This is a genomic window from Geodermatophilus sp. SYSU D00697 (assembly GCF_054050175.1).
On sequence record NZ_JBJGYV010000028.1, the window covers coordinates 30,067 to 52,738 of the forward strand.

Annotated in this window: 21 protein-coding genes; 8 read left to right on the forward strand and 13 right to left on the reverse strand. The window is 74.5% G+C overall.

Features of this window, described 5'->3' with window-relative positions; translation table 11 throughout:
• Positions 1-48: 48 nt before the first annotated feature.
• On the forward strand, positions 49-1,413 hold the full coding sequence (locus ACI79C_RS20040) for a DUF2252 domain-containing protein (RefSeq protein ID WP_456947444.1): 1,365 nt from the start codon (positions 49-51) through the stop codon (positions 1,411-1,413).
• On the opposite strand, the gene ACI79C_RS20045 is transcribed toward ACI79C_RS20040, so the two are convergent.
• From ACI79C_RS20045 to ACI79C_RS20055, 3 genes are all read right to left on the reverse strand, one after another.
• Positions 1,379-2,200 carry an alpha/beta fold hydrolase gene (locus ACI79C_RS20045; protein ID WP_456947445.1) on the reverse strand — a complete coding sequence of 274 codons (822 nt, stop codon included), beginning with the start codon at positions 2,198-2,200 and terminating at the stop codon, positions 1,379-1,381. The two genes, ACI79C_RS20040 and ACI79C_RS20045, sit on opposite strands and share 35 nt — an antisense overlap.
• An 88-nt stretch (positions 2,201-2,288) precedes the next feature.
• Positions 2,289-4,274, reverse strand: a complete 1,986-nt coding sequence (locus ACI79C_RS20050) for a VWA domain-containing protein (protein WP_456947446.1) — start codon at positions 4,272-4,274, stop codon at positions 2,289-2,291.
• A gap of 2 nt (positions 4,275-4,276) precedes the next feature.
• The gene (locus ACI79C_RS20055; protein WP_456947447.1) at positions 4,277-5,680 is read right to left on the reverse strand and encodes a sigma 54-interacting transcriptional regulator; all 1,404 of its coding nucleotides are present in this window, start codon (positions 5,678-5,680) and stop codon (positions 4,277-4,279) included.
• Between the two features lie 250 nt (positions 5,681-5,930).
• Between ACI79C_RS20055 and ilvA the strand changes: the two genes are divergently transcribed.
• The 4 genes from ilvA (at position 5,931) to ACI79C_RS20075 (ending at position 11,367) form a co-directional block, all read left to right on the forward strand.
• The gene (gene ilvA / locus ACI79C_RS20060) at positions 5,931-7,130 is read left to right on the forward strand and encodes a threonine ammonia-lyase (RefSeq protein ID WP_456947448.1); all 1,200 of its coding nucleotides are present in this window, start codon (positions 5,931-5,933) and stop codon (positions 7,128-7,130) included.
• Between the two features lie 160 nt (positions 7,131-7,290).
• Positions 7,291-8,295 carry an ATP-binding cassette domain-containing protein gene (locus ACI79C_RS20065; protein WP_456947449.1) on the forward strand — a complete coding sequence of 335 codons (1,005 nt, stop codon included), beginning with the start codon at positions 7,291-7,293 and terminating at the stop codon, positions 8,293-8,295.
• Complete coding sequence (locus ACI79C_RS20070) at positions 8,292-9,098, forward strand: ABC transporter permease (RefSeq protein WP_456947450.1); 807 nt, start codon at positions 8,292-8,294, stop codon at positions 9,096-9,098. The genes ACI79C_RS20065 and ACI79C_RS20070 overlap by 4 nt, the downstream gene beginning before the upstream one ends.
• 157 nt (positions 9,099-9,255) lie before the next feature.
• Entirely contained in the window at positions 9,256-11,367 is a 2,112-nt protein-coding gene (locus ACI79C_RS20075) for a M3 family metallopeptidase (RefSeq protein WP_456947451.1), read from the forward strand.
• Between the two features lie 19 nt (positions 11,368-11,386).
• Here the strand turns inward: ACI79C_RS20075 and ACI79C_RS20080 are convergent, their stop codons facing one another.
• From ACI79C_RS20080 to greA, 3 genes are all read right to left on the reverse strand, one after another.
• On the reverse strand, positions 11,387-11,800 hold the full coding sequence (locus ACI79C_RS20080; protein WP_456947452.1) for a nuclear transport factor 2 family protein: 414 nt from the start codon (positions 11,798-11,800) through the stop codon (positions 11,387-11,389).
• 127 nt (positions 11,801-11,927) lie between these two features.
• On the reverse strand, positions 11,928-12,257 hold the full coding sequence (locus ACI79C_RS20085; RefSeq protein WP_456947453.1) for an RNHCP domain-containing protein: 330 nt from the start codon (positions 12,255-12,257) through the stop codon (positions 11,928-11,930).
• A 14-nt stretch (positions 12,258-12,271) separates the two neighbouring features.
• Positions 12,272-12,775: a transcription elongation factor GreA gene (gene greA / locus ACI79C_RS20090; RefSeq protein WP_456947454.1), complete on the reverse strand. Its 504-nt coding sequence runs from the start codon at positions 12,773-12,775 to the stop codon at positions 12,272-12,274.
• 216 nt (positions 12,776-12,991) lie between these two features.
• On the opposite strand from greA, the gene mca reads away from it, so the two are divergent.
• The gene (mca, locus tag ACI79C_RS20095) at positions 12,992-13,879 is read left to right on the forward strand and encodes a mycothiol conjugate amidase Mca (RefSeq protein ID WP_456947455.1); all 888 of its coding nucleotides are present in this window, start codon (positions 12,992-12,994) and stop codon (positions 13,877-13,879) included.
• A complete protein-coding gene (locus tag ACI79C_RS20100; protein WP_456947456.1) occupies positions 13,876-14,217 on the forward strand; it encodes a hypothetical protein in 342 nt (113 codons plus the stop codon). Before mca ends, ACI79C_RS20100 begins: the two co-directional genes overlap by 4 nt.
• 65 nt (positions 14,218-14,282) lie before the next feature.
• Here the strand turns inward: ACI79C_RS20100 and ACI79C_RS20105 are convergent, their stop codons facing one another.
• From ACI79C_RS20105 to ACI79C_RS20115, 3 genes are all read right to left on the reverse strand, one after another.
• Positions 14,283-14,855 (reverse strand): AMIN-like domain-containing (lipo)protein, encoded by a 573-nt coding sequence (locus ACI79C_RS20105; RefSeq protein ID WP_456947457.1) that lies wholly within the window; start codon positions 14,853-14,855, stop codon positions 14,283-14,285.
• Positions 14,856-15,058: 203 nt separating this feature from the next.
• Positions 15,059-16,216 carry an MFS transporter gene (locus ACI79C_RS20110; RefSeq protein WP_456947458.1) on the reverse strand — a complete coding sequence of 386 codons (1,158 nt, stop codon included), beginning with the start codon at positions 16,214-16,216 and terminating at the stop codon, positions 15,059-15,061.
• A 111-nt stretch (positions 16,217-16,327) separates the two neighbouring features.
• Complete coding sequence (locus ACI79C_RS20115) at positions 16,328-17,680, reverse strand: ATP-binding protein (RefSeq protein ID WP_456947459.1); 1,353 nt, start codon at positions 17,678-17,680, stop codon at positions 16,328-16,330.
• 152 nt (positions 17,681-17,832) lie between these two features.
• Here ACI79C_RS20115 and ACI79C_RS20120 point away from each other — a divergent pair, with 152 nt between their 5' ends.
• Positions 17,833-18,576 (forward strand): response regulator, encoded by a 744-nt coding sequence (locus ACI79C_RS20120; RefSeq protein ID WP_456947460.1) that lies wholly within the window; start codon positions 17,833-17,835, stop codon positions 18,574-18,576.
• Here ACI79C_RS20120 and ACI79C_RS20125 read toward each other — a convergent pair.
• From ACI79C_RS20125 to ACI79C_RS20140, 4 genes are all read right to left on the reverse strand, one after another.
• Positions 18,507-19,049 carry a hypothetical protein gene (locus tag ACI79C_RS20125; protein ID WP_456947461.1) on the reverse strand — a complete coding sequence of 181 codons (543 nt, stop codon included), beginning with the start codon at positions 19,047-19,049 and terminating at the stop codon, positions 18,507-18,509. The two genes, ACI79C_RS20120 and ACI79C_RS20125, sit on opposite strands and share 70 nt — an antisense overlap.
• Positions 19,050-19,301: 252 nt before the next feature.
• Positions 19,302-19,814: a ribose-5-phosphate isomerase gene (locus ACI79C_RS20130; RefSeq protein WP_456947462.1), complete on the reverse strand. Its 513-nt coding sequence runs from the start codon at positions 19,812-19,814 to the stop codon at positions 19,302-19,304.
• Between the two features lie 76 nt (positions 19,815-19,890).
• Positions 19,891-21,615: a dihydroxyacetone kinase family protein gene (locus ACI79C_RS20135; RefSeq protein WP_456947463.1), complete on the reverse strand. Its 1,725-nt coding sequence runs from the start codon at positions 21,613-21,615 to the stop codon at positions 19,891-19,893.
• Entirely contained in the window at positions 21,612-22,637 is a 1,026-nt protein-coding gene (locus tag ACI79C_RS20140) for a sugar-binding transcriptional regulator (RefSeq protein WP_456947464.1), read from the reverse strand. Before ACI79C_RS20140 ends, ACI79C_RS20135 begins: the two co-directional genes overlap by 4 nt.
• Between the last annotated feature and the right edge of the window lie 35 nt (positions 22,638-22,672).

Sequence of the window (22,672 nt, forward strand, 5' to 3'; positions counted from 1 at the left end):
TGCGGAAAGCACCTGTCCCGCAGGCTAACCGCCCCCTACGGTCCCCCCATGGCGGATTCCCTCGCAGGGGGCAGCGGTGGCCGTCCGGACGGCGACCGGTCGCGGCAGATCGTCGACGTGCTGGTCGACGCGTTCTCCGAGCTGATGACCGCGGACGCCGACGCCTTCCGCACCAAGTTCCGCAAGATGGCGGCCGACCCGTTCGCCTTCTACCGGGGCAGCGCCTGCCTCTTCTACGCCGACATGGCCCAGCTGGAGGACCGCTGGTGCGACGAGCGCACCAGCCGGGTGTGGATCCAGGGCGACCTGCACGCCGAGAACTTCGGCACCTACATGGACGGCGGGGGGCGGATCGTCTTCGACGTCAACGACTTCGACGAGGCCTACCTGGGCCACGTCAGCTGGGACCTCCGCCGGTTCGTCGCCAGCTTCGCGCTGCTGGCCTGGCGCAAGGCCCTGGGGGACGACGTCATCGCCGACCTGCTCGGCCGGTACCTGCACGCCTACCTCGACCAGGTCGCCGCGTTCACCCGCCTCGAGGACGACCGCTCCTTCGCGCTGGTCCGGGAGAACACCGAGGGGGCGGTGTACGAGGCCATCCTCCGGACCACCGCGCGCACGCGGCAGGCACTGCTGGACCGGATGACCGTCGTCGAGAACTTCGAGCGGCGCTTCGCGGAGGGCCCGCGCAACCGCCGGCTGGGTGACGCCGAGCGCGCCCGGGTGCTGGCCGCCCTCGACCGGTGGCGGGAGACGGTGTACCCGCCGCGCCGGCGGCGCGACGTGGCCTACGACGTCAAGGACCTGATCGCGACCGGCGGCTTCGGCATCGGCAGCGCCGGCCTGCCCGCCTACAACGTGCTCATCGAGGGCTACGACCAGGCGCTGGAGAACGACGTCGTCCTCTCGCTGAAGCAGGGGAACGTGCCGGCACCCAGCCGGATCGTCCGGGACCCCGGCATCCGTGGGTACTTCGAGCACGAGGGCCACCGGACGGCGGTCAGCCAGCGGGCGCTGCAGGCCAACGCCTCGCAGTTCCTCGGGCACACCGAGATCGACGGCGTCGGGTTCGTCGTCCAGGAGCTCTCGCCCTACGAGGTCGACCTGGACTGGGAGGACCTCACCGAGCCCGAGGAGATCGCGCCGGTGATGACCCAGCTGGGCCGGGCGACGGCGAAGGTGCACTGCGTGGGCGACGTGGACAGCGACCACACGCTGGTGGCGTTCCAGACCGAGGAGGCGATCACCGCGATGGTCGGGGACCGGCGCGAGGAGTTCGTCCAGGACCTGACCGCGTTCGCCGCGGCCTACGCCCGGCGCACCCAGGAGGACCACCGGTTGTTCGTCGACGCCTTCCGCGCCGGGGACATCCCCGGCATCAGCTCGAGCGGTGCGCAGCCGGTACGTCGTTGACCCGTCCGGGCAGGTGACCGGCGATGCAGGTGGCGAGGTCGGCCGCACGCCAGCGGTGACCGCTGCCGGGGATCTCGGCGCGCTCGGCGGAGGGGAGGGCCGCGACGATCGACTCGGCGGCGGCCGCCATGAACGGGAAGGTGGACGCGCCGAGCAGCACCACCGTGGGCGCGGTGACCGGGGCCCACAGCTGCCGCCGCGGCGCGGACCGGGTCCACGCCAGCGCCTCGGCGTCGGCCTCGAGGGTGGGTGCCATCCGCTCGAACAGCGGCCACTGCGGTCCGGAGCGCATCGCCTCGAACCACTCCGGGGGCATGCCCGCGGTCCACAGCCGCCAGAGGCCCTCCCGGTCGTCGGCGGCCACCAGCGCCCGGACGGCGGCCAGGTGGTCCGCGCCGTCGGTGCCCTCCTCGTCGTCGAGGGGCACCTCCCACAGCACCAGGCGCTCCACGCCCGGCAGCTCGGCCGCCGCGGCGAGGGCGATCGCGCCGCCGGAGGAGCTGCCGTACAGCCACGCCCGCCCACCGACCACGCCGAGCAGGGCACGGATGGCCGCGACCTCCCCGGCCAGCCGGAACGGCGGCTCCCCGCCGCTGTCGCCGCGGCCGGGACGGTCGTGGTGGACGACGTCGAAGCCGCGGGCGGGCAGCTCGGTGGTCAGCGCGCGGGTGTCGGGGTCGACGGCGCGGAACTGCCCGGCACCGCCGACGAGGACCAGCGGCTGGCCGGCGCCCTCGCGGTCGTAGGCGATCCGGACGCCGTCCTCGGTCTGGACGTACTCGGTCATGCCGGTACGACCCCACGGGACGGCGGGATCCAGCGCCCGCCGTCCGGCCCCGTCGGGCACCGCCCCGAGCTCGCGAGGGGGTCCTCTCTCAGCGGGGCCGACGGCCCCTCCGGGTGCGGAGGTAGTCGGCGACCACGTACTCGCCGAGCCGCTCGCTGTCGGGCGTGAACACCCGGCCACCGGCCCGCTGGGTGATGTCGTGGACGAAGTGCACCAGCCCCGGCTCGGGATCGAGCGCGAAGACGTTCATCGTCGCCCCCGACCGGGCCACCCGCTCCACCTCGGCGACGGTGCGGGCGATCGTCTCGGGCATCGGCGGCCAGCAGAAGAACGGCGTCCCGTCGTCCTCCAGGTGCGCGGTCGGCTCCCCGTCGGTGACCACCAGGACCACCGGCTCGGCGTCCCGGTGCCGGGCGAGGAACCGGCGGGCCAGGATCAGCCCGTGCTGCAGGTTGGTGCCCTGCAGCGTGTCCACCGACAGCTCGGCGAGGGTCTCCGGCCGCAGCACCTGCGCGGTCGAGGAGAACCCTATGATCTGGATGGCGTCCTGCGGGAAGCGGGTGGTCACCAGGGAGTGCAGCGCCATCGCCGTCGACTTGGCCGCGCCCCACGTGCCGCGCAGCGCCATCGAGTAGGAGAGGTCGACCAGCAGCGCGACGGCAGCACCGGTGCGCCGCTCGGTCTCGACGACCTCGAAGTCCTCGACGGCGATCCGCACCTGCCGCTGGCCGTCCCGCCGGGGCTCGTGCGCGGTGCGCAGGACGGCGTTCTTCACCGTCCGGACGACGTCGAGCGGCTGCTCGTCGCCGAACCGCCACTCCCGGCTGCTGCCGGTCAGCTCGCCGGCGGCGCCGGCGTCGGCGACGTCGTGCTCACCGCGGCCGGTGGCGTCGAGCTTGGCGAACACCCGTCGCAGCGCGGTGGCCCCCAGCCGGCGGACCGCCTTGGGTGAGAGCTCCAGCCTGCCGTCGGAGCGGTTGAGGTAGCCCTGCCGCTCGAGCTCCCGCTCCAGCTGGCGCAGCGCGGCCAGGTCGTCGACGGCCGGCCGGCCCAGCGCCCGCTCCAGCAGCTCCTCGTCGACGTCGGCCAGCGAGGCGCCGGCGTAGCCCTGCGAGAGCTGGTTGGACAGGGCCTCGAGGTCGGCGAGCTCGGCGACCGCGCTGGTCGCGTCGCCCAGGCCCAGGCCCTGCTCGCCGTCGGGCACCTGACCGCGCTGTCCCCACGGCAGGTCGGGGCGGGCCTGGCGGAGGGCGTCCTGCAGGTGGGCCATCTCGCTGGCCAGGCCCATGTCGGCCATGGTCTGCGCCATCAGCTCGGACAGCTCGGCGCGCTGGTCGGCCGACAGGCCGGCCATCATGCGCTCCTGCGCGGCGGCCCGGCGGGCGAGGGAGTCGATGAGCTCGTCGATCGACTGCGGGTCATCCGGGAAGAACTGACCGTGCTTGTCCATGAAGTCGGCGAACTGCTCGTCGGTGTCCTCGCCGCGGTTGTGCGCGTCGATGAGCTGCGAGAGATCGGCGACCATGTCCTTGACGGCCTGCATGTCCTGCTCGGTGGCGTTCTGCAGCGCCTGCTTCATGGAGGCGAAGGAGCTGTCGAGCACCTCGCGGCGCAGCAGGTCCTGGATCTGCTCGTAGGCCTGCCGGGCCTCGTCCGACCGCCAGCCGTAGTCCTTCAGCGCCCGGACGGCGCCGGCGGTGTCCTCCGGCAGCGCGTCCAGCTCGGCCTCGGCCAGCCGCGCGCTGTCGTCCGGGTCGGGGAACAGCTCGCGCCGCTCGGCCTCCAGCGCCCGGTCCAGCAGCTCGCGGACCTCCTGCAGGGTGCCGTCCATCCGGCCGGCCTGGCGCGCCTGGCGGAGCCGGTCGCGCACCGACCGGCGCAACTCGTCCATGCCGCGGCGCCCGTCCATGCCGCGGCGCAGCAGCTCGCGAAGGGCCTCGCGGACCCCGCTGCCGCCGAGCACCGAGTCGCCGATCTCGTCGACGGCGCTGCCCAGGTCGTAGGGCGGGGCCAGCGGGTCGGGTCCGCCGTGCCAACGGGAGTAGCGGTGGCCGCGTCCGCGCCGCGAGGGCATGGTCAGGCCCCGTACACCGTGCGAGAACCGTCGGTGTCCTTGGCCAGCCGCCGGGTGAGGTAGAGCCCCTCCAGGGCGAACTCCACCGCGGCGGCGGCCTGCTCGGCCGACTGCTCGCCCTCCGGCACGCCCAGCCGGCCCAGCAGCTCGGCCAGCTTCGGGATGGTGCCGAGCTGGCCCAGCAGCGCCGCGGCGGGCACCAGCTCGCCGGACTCGACGGTCTCCCCGCCGGTGAAGTGCTCCTGCAGCCCGGTGAGGTCCAACCCGGCGCAGCGGGCACGGAAGGTCTGGGCGGTCGCCTGGCGCAGCAGGTGCTCGAGGATCTCCAGCTCCCGCTCGTCGTCCGGGTCGGTGCCGGCGTCGGCGAACTCGACCTTCCCCCGGCTGGCCGGGACGACGCTGGGCAGGTCCACCACCCGCGCCACCGGCCGGGTCTCCCCGGCGACGGCGGCCCGGCGGACGGCGGAGGCGGCGACGGTCTCCAACCCGGCGATCGCGAACCGGGCGCTGACCCCGGAGCGCTGGTCGACGTGGTTGGACTCGCGCACCAGCCGGGTGAACCGGGCGACGATCTCGGCCAGGTGCTCGGGGATGACCGGGGAGTCGAAGTGCCCGTCGCCGGCCGCGGCGCCCGACTGCCCGCCCCCCGCCACGCTGAGCCAGCTGGTGTGCGCCTCCTGGTGCAGCAGCCGGATCTCGTCGGCCAGCTCGATCGGGTAGTGGGTGCGGACCTCCGCGCCGAAGCGGTCCTTGAGCGGGGTGATGATCCGCCCGCGGTTGGTGTAGTCCTCGGGGTTGGCGCTGGCGACCAGCAGCAGGTCCAGCGGCAGGCGCACGCGGTACCCGCGGATCTGGATGTCCCGCTCCTCCAGCACGTTGAGCAGCGCCACCTGGATGCGCTCGGCGAGGTCGGGCAGCTCGTTGACGCTGAAGATGCCGCGGTTGGTGCGCGGCACCAGGCCGTAGTGGACCGTCTCGGGGTCGCCCAGGGTCCGGCCCTCGGCGACCTTGATCGGGTCGACGTCGCCGATGAGGTCGCCGACGCTCGTGTCCGGGGTGGCCAGCTTCTCGCCGAACCGCTCGCTGCGGTGCAGCCAGCCGACCGGGGTGGCGTCGCCGTGCTCGGCGATCTGCCGGTGCGCCCAGACGCTGATCGGGTGCAGCGGGTGCTCGTTGAGCTCGCTGCCGGCCAGCACCGGCGTCCACTCGTCGAGCAGGCCCACCAGGGTGCGGATCAGCCGCGTCTTGCCCTGCCCGCGCTCGCCGAGCAGGACCAGGTCGTGGCCGGCGATGAGGGCGCGCTCCACCTCGGGGACGACGGTGTCCTCGAAGCCCACCATGCCGGGCAGGCTGGGCTCGCCGGCCCCCAGGCGGGCGAGCAGGTTGGCGCGGAGTTCGGCCTTCACCGGTCGGAAGGTGGCCCCGCTGTCGCGGAGGGCGCCCAGGGTCGTGGGAGCGGGGGGAGCGGAGGCTGTGGTGCCCGGGTCCGTCACCCCAGCCACGGTACGACGCCACCGCCGGTGGGGGCACCCGTCGGCGGCTCCTGCCTGCGCGGACCGGTCCGTGGTCCCTGCCGCGGCGCTCCTCCTCCGCAGGGCGGACGGCGCTGCCGGCGCCTGCGAAGATCGGGTCATGGTCGCTGCGGAGGTGCCTCTGGTGAGCGGGGCGGACGTCGAGGCGGCGGCCGCCCTCCTCGACGGCGTCGTCCGGCGGACGCCGCTGGAGCACTCCCGCGCGCTGGCCGAGCGGGCCGGCGGGCCGGTGTGGCTCAAGTGCGAGAACCTCCAGCGCACCGGCTCGTTCAAGATCCGCGGCGCGTACGCCCGGCTGGCCCGGCTGAGCGCCGACGAACGGGCCCGCGGGGTCGTCGCCGCCAGCGCGGGCAACCACGCGCAGGGCGTCGCGCTGGCCGCGCAGCTGCTCGGCATCCGGTCCACCGTCTTCATGCCGGAGAGCGCCCCGCTGCCCAAGGTGGCCGCCACCCGGGGGTACGGCGCCGACGCCCGGCTGGGCGGGGCCACGCTGACCGACGCCCTCGCCGCGGCCGCCGAGCACGCGCAGCGCACCGGAGCGGTGTTCATCCACCCGTTCGACCACCCCGACGTGATCGCCGGCCAGGGCACCGTCGGTCTCGAGGTGCTCGACCAGTGCCCCGACGTCGCGACCGTGGTCGTCTGCACCGGTGGGGGCGGGCTGGTCTCCGGGATCGCCGCGGCGGTGAAGGCCCGCCGTCCGGACGTGCGGGTGGTCGCCGTCCAGGCGGAGGCGGCGGCCGCGTTCCCCGGGTCCCTGGCCGCCGGCCGGCCGGTGGCGCTGGGCGGGATGGCCACGATGGCCGATGGCATCGCCGTGGGAGCGCCGGGGGAGCTGACCTTCGCGCACGTCCGCGAGCTGGTCGACGAGGTGCGCACGGTCACCGAGGAGGACCTCTCCCGCGCGCTGCTGTTCTGCCTGGAGCGGGCCAAGCTGGTGGTCGAACCGGCCGGGGCCGCGGCGGTCGCGGCCGTGCTGGCCGACCCTGCGGCCTTCCGCCCGCCGGTGGTCGCCGTGGTCTCCGGCGGGAACATCGACCCCGTCCTGCTGCTCAAGGTCGTCCAGCACGGCATGGCGGCGGCCGGCCGGTACCTGCGCCTGCGGCTGCGGGTGCCCGACCGCCCGGGGTCACTGGCGGCGGTGCTCGGCGAGCTGGCCGACGCCGGCGCCAACGTGCTGGAGGTCGAGCACGAGCGCACGGCGACCCGGTTGGACCTCGGCGAGGTGGAGGTCTTCGTCGTCCTGGAGACCCGCGGACCCGAGCACGCCGAGGAGGTCCTCGGCCGGCTGGAGCGTGCCGGCTACGCGGTCACCACCGGCTGACCGACGAGTTCCGGTCGCCGCCGCCGTCCACACCCCGTGCCCCGCATCCGGTGGGGGGTGGCGGACGAAGGAGAGTCGTGGACCAGCTCGTCGCGAACGGGGCCCGGGCGGGCCGAAGAGCAGTCGGAGAGTGTCGGCACCCGGCCCTAGCGTGCCCCGCATGAGCGACGCGATAGTCGTCGAGGGGTTGGTCAAGCGCTTCGGTGCGACGACCGCGCTCGACGGGGTGGACCTCACCGTGGCCGAGGGCGCGGTGCTCGGGCTGCTCGGGCCCAACGGCGCAGGGAAGACGACCGTGGTGCGCATCCTCACCACCCTGCTGCGCGCCGATGCCGGCCGGGCGGAGGTGGGTGGCCTCGACGTCGTGCGCGATGCCGACGCGGTGCGGTCCCGCATCGGGCTGACCGGGCAGTACGCCGCGGTCGACGAGTACCTGACCGGGTTCGAGAACCTGGAGATGGTGGGCCGCCTGTACCGGCTGGGCCGCCGGGAGGCCCGCGCGCGGGCGGGCGAGCTGCTCGAGCGGTTCGACCTGACGGGGGCCGCCAACCGCCCGGCCAAGACCTACTCCGGCGGCATGCGCCGGCGGCTGGACATCGCCGCCTCCCTCATCGCGCGGCCCCGGGTGCTCTTCCTCGACGAGCCGACCACGGGGCTGGACCCGCGTAGCCGGCTGTCGATGTGGGAGTTCATCGCCGACCTGGCCGGCGGCGGGACGACGATCCTGCTGACCACCCAGTACCTGGAGGAGGCCGACCGGCTCGCCGACCGGATGGTGGTGATCGACCGGGGGCGGGTGATCGCCCGCGGCACCGCCGACGAGCTCAAGGCGCAGGTCGGGGGTCAGCGGCTGGAGCTGACCGTGCGCGACGCCGGCGACCTGAAGGAGGCCGTCGGCCGGCTGCGGGTGCTCGCGGTCGACGAGCCACGGCTGGACGAGTCGACGCGCCGGTTGTCGCTCCCGGTGAGCGGCGGCACCGACGACCTGGCCACGGCGCTGCGCCTCCTGGAGGGCAGCGGCATCGAGGTGCTCGACGTCGGCCTGCGCCGGCCCGACCTCGACGACGTCTTCCTCACCCTCACCGGCCACGCCGCCGAGGAGGGCACCGGCACCGGTGAGGCGACCGACCGGAGGCCCGCGACGACCACGGGAGGTGGCCGGTGAGCGCGCTGGCCCAGACCGTCTCCGACGGTCTCACGATCACCCGCCGCAACCTGATCAAGGTCAAGCGGGTGCCGGACCTGATCGTCTTCGCGACGCTGTCGCCGATCATGTTCGTGCTGCTGTTCCGGTACGTGTTCGGCGGCGCGATCAGCGTGCCCGGTGAGATCAGCTACGCGGAGTTCCTGCTGCCGGGGATCTTCGCCCAGACCGTCGTCTTCGGCAGCACCATCACCGGCGCCAGCCTCGCGGAGGACCTGCAGAAGGGGCTCATCGACCGGTTCCGCTCGCTGCCCATGTCCCGGTCGGCGGTGCTGATCGGGCGCACGGTCGCCGACCTCGGGCTCAACGCCATCTCCATCGTGGTCATGGCGCTGACCGGGCTGCTCGTCGGCTGGCGGATCAACTCCTCCCTGGGGGAGGCGGTCGGCGGCTTCCTGGTGCTGCTGCTGTTCGCCTACGCGATCTCGTGGCTCATGGCGGTGGTGGGCCTGCTGGTGCGCACGCCCGAGGTGGTCAACAACGCCAGCTTCATCGTGATCTTCCCGCTGACGTTCGTGGCGAACACCTTCGTGCCGCTGGAGACCTTCCCCGCGGTGCTGCGCACCTTCGCGGAGTGGAACCCGGTCTCCGCGGTCACCCAGGCCGCGCGGGAGCTGTTCGGCAACACGGTGCCCGGCACCCCGGTCCCGGAGGCCTGGTCGATGCAGAACCCGGTCCTCTACTCGGTGATCTGGACGGCGGTCATCCTGGTGGTGTTCGTGCCGCTGTCGGTGCGGCTCTACCAGCGCACGGCCAGCCGATGAGTGGACCGGTCGCGGAGGCCGCAGGGTCTCCGCGACCGCTCCACTGTCTGCGGCTCAGTGGTGGCCGGGGACGGCACCTGGCCGCGGTGCGGTCCGGTGGGACCGCGCTGGCATCGCGGTGCGGTCCGGTGCGACCGCAGTGACACAGTGGGCGGTGATGAGCGCCGTCGAGTCCGTCCCCGCCGTCCCCTCCGCCGACAACCCGCTGCTCGAGCCGTCCCCGCTGCCGCTGCAGCTGCCGCCGTTCGCGGCGACCACGCTGGAGCACTGCCGCGAGGCCGTGCTCGCCGGGATGGCCGAGCAGCGCGCGGAGGTGGCGGCCATCGTCGGTTCCCCCGAGCCGCCGACGTTCGAGAACACCGTCGTCGCCCTGGAGCGCTCCGGCCGGCTCTACCGCCGCGCCGGGGCGGTGTTCCACAACCTCGCCTCGTCGGTCTCCTCCGACCGGCTGCGCGAGATCGAGCGCGAGCTCGCGCCACTGGAGTCCGCGCATACCGACGCCTTGCGGCTGGACCCCGAGCTGTTCGCGCGGATCGACGCCGTCCACGCCGCGCGGCACGGGGCCGGGCTCGACGCCGAGGCCGTCCGGCTCGTGGAGCGCTACCACCTGGACTTCGTCCTCTCCGGAGCCCGGCTCGACGACGCCGGCCGGGCCCGGCTCTCGGAGCTCAACGGCGAGCTGTCGGCGCTGTCGACGACGTTCGGCCAGAACCTCCAGGTCGCCACCGAGGCCGCGGCGGTGGTGGTGGCCGACGCCGCGGAGCTCGACGGGCTCGGCGAGGCGGAGGTGGCCGCCGCCGCGCGGGCGGCCGCCGACCGCGGGGTCGACGGCTTCCTGCTGCCGCTGCTGCTGCCCACCGGCCAGCCGGTGCTGGCCAAGCTGCGCGACCGGGAACTGCGCCGCCGCGTCTTCGAGGCATCGGTGAGCCGCGCCTCCGACGGGGAGCACGACAACGGTCCGGTGGCGGTGCGGATCGCCCGGCTGCGGGCCGAGCGGGCCCGGCTGCTCGGCTTCGCCACCCACGCCGACCTGGTGCTGGCCGACTCGACCGCGCGGACCACCGCGGCGGTCGACGCGATGCTCGCCTCCATGGTCGGGCCGTCGCTGGCCAACGCCCGCGCCGAGGCGGCCGCCCTCGGCGAGGTCGCCGCCCGCGACGGGGTGACCGACCTCGCGCCGTGGGACTGGGCCTTCTACAGCGAGCGGGTGCGGGCCGAGCGCTACGCCGTCGACACCGCCGCCCTGCGGCCCTGGTTCGAGCTGGAGCGGGTGCTGCTCGACGGCGTCTTCCGCGCCGCCGAGCTGCTCTACGGGTACCGCTTCACCCCGCGTCCGGACCTGGCCGGCTACCACCCCGACGTCCGCGTCTGGGAGGTCACCGACGCGGCGGGGGAGACCGTCGGGCTCTACCTCGGCGACTACTTCGCGCGGGAGGGCAAGCGCGGCGGGGCGTGGATGAGCTCGTTCGTCACCCAGTCCCGGCTGCTGGACACCAAGCCCGTGGTGGTCAACAACCTCAACGTCACGCGCGGCGCCGACGGGCAGCCGACGCTGCTGACCCTCGACGAGGTCGACACGCTGTTCCACGAGTTCGGCCACGCCCTGCACGGGCTGAGCTCGGCGGTCACCTACCCGCGGTTCGCCGGCACCAGCGTGCCGCGCGACTTCGTCGAGTTCCCGAGCCAGGTCAACGAGATGTGGGCCCTCGAGCCGGAGGTCCTCGGCAGTTACGCCCGGCACGTCTTGACCGGGGAGCCGCTCCCCGCCAGCGTGGTCGAGGCGATCGAGGCGGCCCGGCTGTGGGGCGAGGGGTTCGCGACGCTGGAGTACCTCGCGGCGACCCTGCTGGACCAGGCCTGGCACCGGATCACGCCCGAGACGGAGGTCGGCGACCCCCAGGAGTTCGAGCGGGCGGCCCTGGCCGCGGCCGGCGTCGCCTACGAGCTGGTCCCGCCGCGCTACCGGACCACGTACTTCCAGCACGTCTTCGCGGGTGGGTACGCAGCCGGGTACTACTCCTACATCTGGTCGGAGGTGCTCGACGCCGACACCGTGGAGTGGTTCCGGGAGAACGGCGGCCTCCGTCGCGAGAACGGCGACGTCTTCCGGGAGCGGCTGCTGTCGGTCGGGGGGTCGGTGGACCCGCTGGAGGCCTTCCGCGCCGTCCGGGGCCGGGACGCCGACCCGACGCCGCTGCTGCGCCGCCGTGGCCTGCTCCCCGCCGTGGCCGGGGGACCGGACGCCGGGGAGGGGCAGGAGCCCGGCTGAGCGCAGCCGTCCGGCGCGCTCAGGTCGCCGGCAGGACGCCGTCCCACAGCTCGTCGAAGGCGATGCTGTCGTAGAAGGCGGTGCCGTGGACGACCCGGCCGTCGCGCAGCGTCAGGAACCAGGCGTAGGTGTTGCGGTAGGTAGTCCCCGACGTGGTGGCGCCCTCGCCGTCCCAGACGACGATGACCGTGTCGCCGTCGCAGTAGACCCCGCGGACGTCGACCGGCCGGAACGGGGCGTCCGGCCGGAACCGCGCACCGAACGGGTGCAGCACCTCGTCGCTGAACTGCTGCGCGCTGCCGTAGGTCCCGGCCGCGCGGGACCGACCGACGATCTCCCAGGTCATCTCGTCGGCGAAGATGCTCGACACGTGTCGCTCGCCGCGCGACCACGCCGTGAAGGCGTCGGTCACGACCGCCCGGTTGTCCTGCACCGCCAGCCCTCCTCGCACGGTGCGGCCGCCAGGGCGCCCCGACGGCCGGTGCCACGGATGACCGCCCATCCTGGCCCGTCCTGACCGCGGGCGGAACGGGCCGGGTCTCGGGGGTCCGCTCAGGCGTTCACAGCCAGGGCAGGCCGAGGACGACGTCCAGGTCGTCGGGGCCGTCGCCCTCGCGCACGAGCCGGTTGGGCTGGCGCTGGCCGCACGCCGTGCAGCGGTGGACCACCTGCCAGCCCTTGCCCGACTTCTCCACCAGCCCGATCGGCTCCATCGGCGCCCGGCACTCGCTGGCGCGGTCGCCGGGGAGGTCGTCGACGTGCAGCGACCACAGGCAGGTCGGGCAGTGGTTGCGGTAGTGCCCGTCGGTGTTCGCCGGCACCGCCGCGGCGCAGTGCACGCAGGTGAACCCGGTGTTCTCCGCCCGGCGGGAGCGGGTGCCGCGGTTCACGCGGACCTGGCCGCTCAGGGGACGAACGGCTCGACCGCGACCACGTCGACGGTGATGTCCCGGCCGTTCGGTGCGGTGTAGGTGACCGTGGCACCCGGCTCGGCACCCATGATCGCCGACCCGAGGGCGGACTCGGGGGAGTAGACCTGCAGCCCGGTGGTGCCGGCGATCTCCCGGGAGCCGAGGAGGAACTTCTCGGTCTCGTCGTCGCCCTGGAAGCGGATGGTGATGACGGTGCCGGTCGCCGCGTGGGTGGCCGTCGTCGGGGCGTCCCCGACGCGCGCCTTGCGCAGCAGGTCCTCCAGCTGGCGGATGCGGGCCTCCTGCTTGCCCTGCTCGTCCTTGGCGGCGTGGTAGCCGCCGTTCTCCCGGAGGTCGCCCTCCTCGCGGCGGGCGTTGATCTCGGCGGCCATGGCCGGGCGGCCCGCCACCAGCTGGTCGAGCTCGGCCTTGAGCCGGTCGTGGGCCTCCTGGGTCAGCCAGACGCCCTGGTTCTGCTCGTCAGTGGGGGTGGACACGGCATTGCTCCTGAAAAGTCGGTGGCCGCCCCCCGCCCGGGGAACGGCCGCGTTCAGAACGACCAACGTAACACCGGCGGGACGCGGTCGTGTTCCGCCGATCACGCCCGCCGGGATGCGGAACGGTAGCGGCTCGGAGGGTGACGAGCAGCACGTCCACCCGATCGGGCGCCGGTGCGGCGGCGGGCCGTCGTACTCGCGGGGGACAATGTCCCGGTGACCGAAGCAGACCCGTTGCGCCTGCTCGCCGTGCACGCCCACCCCGACGACGAGTCGAGCAAGGGCGCCGCGACGATGGCCAAGTACGTCGCGGAAGGCGTCCGCGTCCTGGTGGCGACCTGCACCGGAGGTGAGCGCGGCTCGGTGCTCAACCCGGCGCTGGACCGGCCCGAGGTCTGGGAGCGCCTGCCCGAGATCCGCAGGGAGGAGATGGCCCGGGCGCGGGAGATCCTCGGGATCGAGCAGGAGTTCCTCGGCTTCGTCGACTCCGGCCTGCCGGAGGGCGACCCGCTGCCGCCGCTGCCCGAGGGCTGCTTCGCGCTGGTGCCGACCGAGGAGGCCGCGGCCCCACTGGTGGAGCTGATCCGCCGGTTCAAGCCGCACGTCATCACGACCTACGACGAGCGCGGCGGCTACCCCCACCCCGACCACATCAAGACCCACGAGGTCTCGGTGCACGCCTTCGAGGCCGCCGGTGACCCCGACCGCTACCCGGAGCTCGGTGAGCCCTGGCAGCCGCTGAAGCTCTACTACCACATGAGCTTCACGCTGCCCCGGACGCGGGCCCTGCACGAGGCGATCCTCGCCTCCGGCCAGGAGTCCCCGTACACCGAGTGGCTGGAGAACTGGGACCCCGACCGGGACATGTCCCACCGGGTCACCACCAAGGTGCACTGCGCCGACCACTTCGCCACCCGGGACGCCGCGCTCATCGCCCACGCCACGCAGATCGACCCGAACGGCCGGTGGTTCGCCTGCCCGCTGGAGGTCCAGCAGCAGGTGTGGCCGACCGAGGACTACGAGCTGGCCCGCTCCGTCGTCGACTCCACGGTCCCCGAGGACGACCTGTTCGCCGGGGTGCGCAGCGAGGTGACCGTCCCGTGACCGCCGTGACCGCCGTGACCGTCCTGGCCGCCGCCGGGGAGCAGCTGCCCGAGGACGTCGGCAAGTCCGGCCCGCTCGGCCTGCTGCTCATCGTGCTGCTGCTCATCGCCACCGCGCTGCTGGTGAAGTCGATGAGCCGGCACCTCGAGCGGCTGCCGCGCAGCTTCGACGACCCCGCCGACGACGGACCCCGGGTCGTCGTCCCCGACACCCCGGCCGAGCTGCTCGAGGAGCGCAAGCAGCCGGGACAGGAACTCCTCGACACCCTGCGCCGGGCGCCCCTGGCCATCGAGCCGCCCCGCCGGGACGGCGACGGCCGGCCCGGAGCCCAGGGCTGACCGGACCGGCCGTCGCCGGGGGGTGACGCCGCCGTCCCCGGAGGGCCCGGGGACGGCGGGTGCGCTCACTGCTGCCAGCGGTGCGCGACGTCGATGACCAGCCGGTCGACGCCGGCCGAGGAGCCCTCGATGACGAAGGCGCGGAACGGCAGCCGGGCCCGCGTGCCGATGCCCACGTTCGTCTGGCCCTCGAAGGAGTCCAGCCACCGCACCTGACGGAGGGTCGTGTAGCCGCGGACGTCGACCACCTCGCGCGGGTTGGCCGGCGAGTAGGTCGGGTCGCCGTCCTCGTCGTAGGCGGCCGCGCCCAGCGTGACCTGCAGCGCCGCGCCGCCCCGCAGCGGGACGACCTCGCCGCTGCCGGCCTGCCGGACCGCCGGCACGTAGCGGACCGACCAGGCGTCGAAGCCCGAGACCTCGGCGACGTCGATGACGACCCGGTCGTAGCAGGCGTGCCGCCCGGCGCGGACGTCGGACACGAGGTCGTCGCCCGGCTCCGCGGCGTTCACCGACCGGGCCTTCGAGCCCCAGGTGATGTCGCAGTACGGGCCGGCGGAGGCCGTGGCCGGGGCGATCAGCCCCACGGCGGCCAGGGCCGAGACGAGGAAGACGAGGACCCGAGCACGGGACCGGTTCATGGTGAGCCTCCTGGAGATGTGTGCCGCACCACTCCGGGCGGCGTGGTCAGGATCAGCCGACTCGCCGACGGGTCGCCAGGGTCCCCGTCGTCTTCGATCGCCGAAGGTCAGCGGTCTCCACCGGCACAGTTCCACAACGCTCCGGCGCGCCTGCTCGTACCGTCGGGCAGAGTGTGCTGAGCGTGACCTGAACTGGTCGCGCCTCAGGCCGGCCGCCGCCACCGGGCCCGGCCCCAGACGGCCACGAGCCCGAGCGGGACGGCGACGAGGCCGGCCAGGAGGTAGATGGTCCGGTAACGGCCGGCGTCGGCCAGGTCCGCGACGGCGACCGCCGCCAGCGCGCTGCCGCAGAACAGGGCCCCCGCGAACAGCGACACCACGGTGGCCCGGGCCGCGGGCAGCACCTCGGTCGCCCAGGTCTGCAGCGACGAGTGCATGGCCGCCCACGTGAGGCCGAGCAGCAGCGTCACGGCGATCGCCGCGACCGCCGTCTGCGACGAGGCCAGCAGCAGGCAGGCGGCGACCGCGGAGGCGGCGCCGACGGCGATCAGCCGCGACGGGTGCACATGACGGGAGAGCCGGCCCACCACCGCCGCGAAGACGAACACCGCGACGCCGTAGACCGCGGTGACGCCGCCGGCCAGGGCCGGTGGCGCACCGGCCGCCTCGACCGCGGCCGGGAGGAGGGTGAGGGCGCCGAGCACCACGCCGCCCTCGACGAAGGCCAGGCCCAGCACGAACGTGGCCGCCGGGGACCGCGCGACCGTGAACAGCGGGGTCAGCGGACCGCGGTGGGTCCGGGTGCGCGGTGGTTCGGGCAGGCGGCGCAGCGCCACGCACAGCACCAGCGCCGCGGCTCCCGTGGTGAGGAAGACCGCGCGCCAGGAGGACAGCTGGGCGACGGCCCCGGCACCCGCTGAGGCGAGCGCGGTGCCGAACGCCACCCCGACCATGAGCCGGGTGAGCTCCCGCTGGCGCCGGTCGGCGGGCACGGTGTCGCCGACGTAGATGATCCCGGCCGGGTAGGCCGCGCCGAAGAACGCGCCGCCCACCCCGCGGGCCACACCCAGGGCCAGGGGTGTCCCCGCCCCGGCGGCGGCGAACGCGGCGAGGCCGGCGACCACCAGCGCCAGCCGCATGGTGCGGACCAGGCCCAGGGAGTCCGACACGAGTCCCCAGACCGGCTGGCTGAGGCCGTAGGCCAGGAAGTAGGCGCCGGCCGCCTGGACCACCGCCGACAGCGGGACGTCGAGGTCGGCGGCGATCGCCAGGAGCATCGGCGGCATCGCGAAGCGGTCGAGGATGCTGACGAACGCGTTGACCTGGAGCAGCCGTACCGGCCGCGACGAGGTGCCGGCCATCAGCGGGCGGAGCGAGGGAGACCGGGGCGGCGACCTCGGGTCATCCGGCTCCTCGGGGCGTGCGACGGCATCGGGCCAGGACTGTCCAGCACCGGCCGCCCGGGAGCAAGTTCAGCCGGCCGCGGGCCGGACCGTGGCGTCCACCTCCCGCCCGGTCCCGGGCTCGCTGCCCGCGGGTGGGAGGAGGAGGGTGAACACCGGTGGGGAGGCGCGCTGCAGCTCCAGTCGCCCCTGCGCGGACTCGGCGAGCCGGCGCGCCAGCGCCAGTCCGATGCCGTGCCCGTCACGCCGGTCGGCTCGCCGGGTGAACAGCCCGGCGCCGGCCGCCGGCAGCCCGGGGCCCTCGTCGCAGACGTCGATCGCCACGGCGCCGGTGGCCTCGCGGACGGCGACGGTGACCGTTCCGCCGCCGTGCGTGGTGGCGTTGTCGACCAGGACGGCGAGCACCTGCCGCACCGCCGCGGTCGACGCCCACGCGTCCGGGGTGCCGGGTTCGACGTGCACATCGAGGTCCCGGCCGTGCAGGGCCAGCCGAGCTCCCCACTCCGGGGAGAGCTCGCCGACGAGGGCGCCGACGTCGATCGGCGCGGCCTGTCCGCCCTGACCGGCGTGGGCGAGGGCGAGCAGTTCCTCGATGGTCGCCTCGAGACGGTCGGCGTCGGCCAGGCTCGCGGCGATGGCCTGCCGCAGGTCGTCGTCGGGCTGCTCCAGCGCCGCCTCCAGGCGCAGCCGCAGGCCGGCCAGGGGGGTCCGCAGCTGGTGGGAGGCGTCGGCGGAGAACGCGCGTTCCCGGGCGAGCATGTCGTCGAGGCGGGCTGCGGTGGTGTCCAGTGCCGCTCCCACCGAGTCGATCTCCTCGATCCCGCCCCGGCGGCTGCGGACGCTGAAGTCGCCGTCCCCGAGCCGGCGGGCCCGGTCCTCGAGGTCCTCCAGGGGGCCGGCCAGCCGGCGCGCCTGGCGGCGGCCGACGAGCCAGGCGATGGACACCGCGGCGACCGCGAGCCCGGCCATCCCCGTCCACACGAGGACGACGTTGTCGAGCACGGCGCCGCGAGGTCCGGTGACGACCACGGCACCGATCACGTCGTCGGAGTGCGTCACGGGGACGGCGGCGACGAGGACCTCCCCCTCGGTCCCGGTGCTCACGTCGCCGTCGAGCGTCTCCTCCACCAGGTCGGGGTCGTCGATCGGCACGGACCCGGCCAGGAGGTCGCCGTCGTCGTCGTAGACGGCCGCGGACCGCTCGTGGCCGTCGTCGTCGAGCTCGGTGAGGTCCTCGGGGTCGACGAAGTGGTCGTCCACGTCGCCGGACACCTCGATCGCGACGTCGCTGGCCACCTGCACCAGGTGGCCGCGCTCGTGCTGGAGCGCGTACTGGAGCACGCCCACGCCCAGGGGCACACCGAACAGGCAGATGGCGAGGACGGAGGCCAGCAGGGCGACTCCGATGATGCGGGTGCGCACGAGCGTCGTCCCCTTCCGCCGTCGCCGTCGGGCACCACGGTCAGTGGGCGCCAGGATGCCGCGCCGAGGCGACGATGTCACCGCACCCGCGTGCCGCCGAGGCCATCGATCGCGCCTCCCCGCCGCGCCCCCCGGGCTGCGACCATGTCGCCATGGTCGGCCGGATCCTGCTGGTCGAGGACGACCCGACGATCGGTGAGGTGCTGGCGACCAGCATGCGCAGCCACGCCTACGACGTCGTCTGGGCGCAGTCGGGGGGCGCTGCCCTGGACCGGGCCGCGGCGGGGCCGGTCGACCTGGTGCTGCTGGACCTCGGGCTGCCCGACCTCGACGGCGTGGAGGTGTGCCGGCGGCTCCGGCGCCTGCAGCCGGGCTGCGTGCTGGTCATGCTCACCGCCCGTTCGGCGGAGATGGACGTCGTCGTGGGCCTGGAGGCGGGCGCCGACGACTACCTGGTCAAGCCGGTCCGCCTGACCGAGTTGCACGCCCGGGTGCGTGCGCACCTGCGCCGCGGCGCCGCCACCTCGGTCGAGCCGACGGTGCGCACCGTGGGTGACCTCGTCGTCGACGTGCCGCGCCACCGGGTCACGCTGGGAGGGCGAGAGCTCCGCCTGCGCCCCAAGGAGTTCGACCTGCTGGCGCGGCTGGCCGCCCAACCCGAGGTGGCGCACAGCCGGGAACAGCTCATGCGGGACGTGTGGGACGAGAACTGGTTCGGCTCCACCAAGACCCTCGACGTCCACGTCGCTGCGCTGCGCCGCAAGATCCAGGAGGGTGCCGGGTCCGGGCACCGGATCCCGGAGATCGTCACGGTGCGCGGGCACGGTTACCGGCTGGAGCTCCCGGCTCCCGAGGCCGGCGGCAGCCCCTCCGCGCCCGGACCGGTGAGGGGTTGACGCCGCCCGCTCCCCGGCAGCGGTGTGCGGCCGTGCAGGTCGGGCAGGGCGAGCAGCCGTGGCTGCGGCGCGCCCGCGTCCCGGGACGGGGTCAGGGTGATCTCCCAGGTGCCGACCTTGGAGACGGTGTCGACCCCGGTCTGCAGGTCCGCGGAGCTCCTGTGGGCGCGGGCGGTGATCGCGCCGCGGGCCTCCTCGCCGGTCAGCACCGCGTGCACGAGCTCCAGGACGGCGTCGAGGTGCTCCCCGGCACGGGGGTCCGCGCGGCAGGTGTGCGCCGCGACGGTCAGCAGCCGGGTCTCGTGCGGGGTGCCCGGCGCCTGCTCCTCCCAGCTCGGGACGACGAAGCAGTCCCCGCCGGGGCCGGGTCGCCCCCGATCGAGCCGTTCGGCGTAGTTCAGCAACAGGGTGCCCAGCACGGCGTCCCGGGTGAGCAGGCCACCGACCACGAGGCGAAGGTCCATCGTCGCCATCCCGTCGCTCGTCGCAGGACCGGCAGCGCCGGCGAGGCCACCCACGTCCCCGCCCCTCGGGGGTCGGCCGGTGCGCCGTCGACGGTATGCCCGACACGCCGAGGGCAGACCGCGGGGCGGCGAGGAATCCGCCGGCGCCGGCAGCGGGGGTCGGTCCCGTGCCCGTTCGCGGGGAGGCGGGGAGGCGGGGAGGCGGCCAGGCCAGCGTGCCGACCCGGACCTGGCCCGCTCCCACGCCGACCGCCGCGCGGTTCAGTCGCAGGCCAGCGCGGCGTCCTCGTCGATGGTGTGCTTGGCGTCGGCCACGCCGGACTCGTACTCGCCGATCGCGGCGACCTTGTCGGCGGAGGCGCTGGAGGTGTCGAACCGGTACCCCAGCCACTCGCGGGCCAGCCGACGGGCGAGCTCCAGGCCGACGACCCGCTGCCCGAAGCAGAGGACCTGGGCGTCGTTGGACAGGATCGCCCGCTCCACCGAGTAGCTGTCGTGCGCGGTCACCGCCCGGATGCCCGGGACCTTGTTGGCGCTGATCGCCACGCCCAGACCCGTACCGCACACCAGCAGGGCACGGTCCGCCCGCCCGTCGGCGATCATGCGGGCGGCGGTCACGGCAACGTGCGGGTACGCCGTCGTCTCGGCATCGCCGACACCCACGTCGGTGACCTCGGCGACCCGGTCGTCCCCCTCGAGGTCCCTCTTGAGGGCCTCCTTGTACTGGTACCCGGCGTCGTCACTGCCGACGACGACCCTGATCGGCTCCACCATCCGTCTTCCCATCTCTCGAGTTCCGTTGTCCTCCCCGGCCCGCGACCCTCGTGCGGTCCCGGGCCCTGGTGCCGGTTCAGCGCTCCGCGAGAACGCCGTGGATCGCTCGGACGATCATCGCCATGGAGGTGGCGCCCGCGTCGGGGGTGCCCTTGCTGCGCTCCGCCAGCGGGCGGGCGCGCCCGACCTTGGGCACCATGTCCGCGGTCGCCCGGGCGGCCTCCTCGGCCCGATCGGCTGCGGCGGCCCAGGCCGCCACGAGCGGCTGGCCGCCGGCGACGCCCGCCGCCAGCACCTGGCTGAAGGGCTGCAGGACGTCGAGCATCGTCTTGTCGCCGGGCTTGGCCCCGCCCAGACGCATGAGGGCCTCGAACCCCTCCTGGACGCCGTCGGCGAGCGCCTGGGCGTCGGTGGTGTCGCCCAGGCGGCGGCCCACGGAGTTGAGCAGCTCGCCCCACAGGACGCCCGAGGTGCCGCCGGCGCGGGAGGCCCAGGCGTCCCCGGCGGCGCACAGGACCCCCGTGCTGCCCGCTCCCTGGTCGAGCGCCTCCCGCCCCGCCTGCAGCGCGGCGGCGCTGCCCCGGACCATCCCCCGGCCGTGGTCGCCATCCCCGGCGACGGCGTCGATCCGGCCCAGCTCCTCCTCGGCGCCGGCGACGACGTCGGCCAGCGCCTGCAGCGCCGCCAGCACGGCCTCGCCGGCGGCCCGGGCGTCCTCCGGCGTGGTGGCGCCGCCGGACACCTGGGGTCGCGCGGCCTGCATCGTCTCCTCCGGCGACCGGACCGGACCGGCCTCACCGCCCGCGGTGGTGCCCTTGCGGTAGGCGGGGCTGTCGGCCGGCGCGGTCCAGAGCCGCTCCAGCTCCTCGTCCAGCCACATCAGGGTCAGCGAGCAGCCGGCCATGTCGAGACTGGTCACCAGCTCGCCCACCTCGGGCTCGACCACCTGCAGTCCCGCCTCGCGGAGCAGCCGGGCCACCGTCGCCCAGACGATGAAGAGCTCTTCGTACTTGGTGTTCCCCAGCCCGTTGAGGATGGCCGCGACCCGGGCGCCGGCTCCGCTGGGGGCCTCGGCCAGCAGGCCCTCCACCAGGACCCTCGCCAGTTCGGCAGCGGTGGGCATGTCCTCGTCGCGGACGCCGGGCTCGCCGTGGATGCCCAGCCCCAGGCCCATCTTGCCGGCGGGCACCGTGAACAGCGGGGAGTCCGCACCGGGCATGGTGCACCCGTCGAACGCCACACCGAGCGTGCGGGTGCGCTCGTTGGCGTGGCGCGCCACCCGCTCGACCTCGTCGAGCGTGGCCCCCTCCTCGGCCGCGGCCGAGGCGGTCTTGAAGACCGTGAAGTCGCCGGCGATCCCGCGACGCTTGGCCTGCTCGGAGGCCGGTGCGCTGGCCACGTCGTCGGTGACGGCCACGTACCGCGCCGGGATCCCCTCGGCTTCCAGGCGCTGCACGGCGAGGGTGAAGTTCATGACGTCACCGGCGTAGTTGCCGGTCGAGAACAGGACCCCGGCGCCGCCGTTGGCGGCGCGGCCCACCGAGGCCGCGTCGGCCGCCGAGGGGGAGGTGAACACGTTGCCGACCACGGCGCCGTCGGCGAAGCCCGGTCCCACCACGCCGCAGAACGCCGGGTAGTGCCCCGAGCCGCCCCCCACCACCACGGCGACCTTCCCGGGGCGGGTGGCCTGCGCTCGGACCACACCGCCGGGGACGCCGACCACACGGTCGGCGTGCACGTCGAGGAAGCCTTCCAGCGCCTCCTCGGTGAAGGTGGCCGGGTCGTTGTACAAGCGGGTCATCGGGTTCTCCCTGGTGCGGACCGGAGGTCGACGGGACGGGCCTCGGAACGGCGTGGGGCGCCGTCGAGGTCGGCGCTCGAGGCGGGGGTGGTCTGCTCAGCCGGGTCGTCGGCGACGAGGCGGCGGGCGACGTGGACGTCAGTGACCAGTGAGGAGACGAGGCCGGCGCGCAGGACCGCACGGATCGCCTCGGTCTTGTCCGCGCCGCCGGCCACGCCGATGACGTCGTCGATGCCCCGGAGCTCCGCTTCGGAGACCCCGATCCGCTGGTCGTCGAGCAAGGGCACCACGTGGCCGGACGCATCGACGGGCAGGGTGCAGACCTCGCCCACGACCCCCGCCGCCGTGAGCGCCTCGCGCTCGGGCCGGGACAGGAAGGAGTAGACCCGCGACGTCTCCGCGGTCCACCCGCCGATGGAGACGATCGCCTTGCTGACGTCGGGGTAACGGGTCACCGCCGAGCGGACCGACTCCTGCGACCTCAGCGCGGTGGCGGTGCGGGCATCGGGGGCGATGATCGGGGCGAAGATGGGGAAGACCTGGCCGCCGTTGACCTCGCCCACCGCGCGCGTGATGTCCGTGGACGTCTCGCCGACCACCCCCACCATGCCGGTGAGCTGCACGACGTCGCAGCGGGCCATGTCGTGCAGGTGGGCGGTCATCGCCCGCAGGCTCCGGCCCCCACCCACCCCCAACACGTCGTCCGCGGTGACGATCTCGCGCAGCAGCTCACCGGCGGCGCGTCCGATGGAGCCCGAGACATCCCGGTCGTCCGGGGTGACCACGACCAGCGCGCGGCGCAGCCCGTGGCGGGCGGCCAGGCGCTGGGACAGGTCCAGGTCCAGGTCGCTGGGCGAGTGGATCTCGATGCGGACGATCCCGGTGTCCAGGGCGCGTTGCAGCAGCCGACCCACCTTGAACCGTGACAGACCCCGTTCCCTGGCGATGTCGATCCTCGAGGCGCCGTCCAGGTAGTGCCGGCGCGCCACGGTGACGATCTCGGCCAGCTCGTCGGGCCCCATTGCACCTCCCCGGTCGCCGTCGTGCACATGTGAGC

Excerpts from the sequence above, each read along its gene's own strand:
- ACI79C_RS20135 (WP_456947463.1), bottom strand. The coding sequence starts at position 21,615 with ATGACCCGCTTGTACAACGACCCGGCCACCTTCACCGAGGAGGCGCTG.
- ACI79C_RS20110 (WP_456947458.1), bottom strand. The coding sequence starts at position 16,216 with ATGGCCGGCACCTCGTCGCGGCCGGTACGGCTGCTCCAGGTCAACGCG.
- ACI79C_RS20045 (WP_456947445.1), bottom strand. The coding sequence starts at position 2,200 with ATGACCGAGTACGTCCAGACCGAGGACGGCGTCCGGATCGCCTACGAC.
- ACI79C_RS20130 (WP_456947462.1), bottom strand. The coding sequence starts at position 19,814 with ATGGTGGAGCCGATCAGGGTCGTCGTCGGCAGTGACGACGCCGGGTAC.
- ACI79C_RS20105 (WP_456947457.1), bottom strand. The coding sequence starts at position 14,855 with ATGAACCGGTCCCGTGCTCGGGTCCTCGTCTTCCTCGTCTCGGCCCTG.
- ACI79C_RS20065 (WP_456947449.1), top strand. The coding sequence starts at position 7,291 with ATGAGCGACGCGATAGTCGTCGAGGGGTTGGTCAAGCGCTTCGGTGCG.
- ACI79C_RS20120 (WP_456947460.1), top strand. The coding sequence starts at position 17,833 with ATGGTCGGCCGGATCCTGCTGGTCGAGGACGACCCGACGATCGGTGAG.
- ACI79C_RS20050 (WP_456947446.1), bottom strand. The coding sequence starts at position 4,274 with ATGCCCTCGCGGCGCGGACGCGGCCACCGCTACTCCCGTTGGCACGGC.
- ACI79C_RS20140 (WP_456947464.1), bottom strand. The coding sequence starts at position 22,637 with ATGGGGCCCGACGAGCTGGCCGAGATCGTCACCGTGGCGCGCCGGCAC.
- ACI79C_RS20075 (WP_456947451.1), top strand. The coding sequence starts at position 9,256 with ATGAGCGCCGTCGAGTCCGTCCCCGCCGTCCCCTCCGCCGACAACCCG.
- ACI79C_RS20040 (WP_456947444.1), top strand. The coding sequence starts at position 49 with ATGGCGGATTCCCTCGCAGGGGGCAGCGGTGGCCGTCCGGACGGCGAC.
- ACI79C_RS20125 (WP_456947461.1), bottom strand. The coding sequence starts at position 19,049 with ATGGCGACGATGGACCTTCGCCTCGTGGTCGGTGGCCTGCTCACCCGG.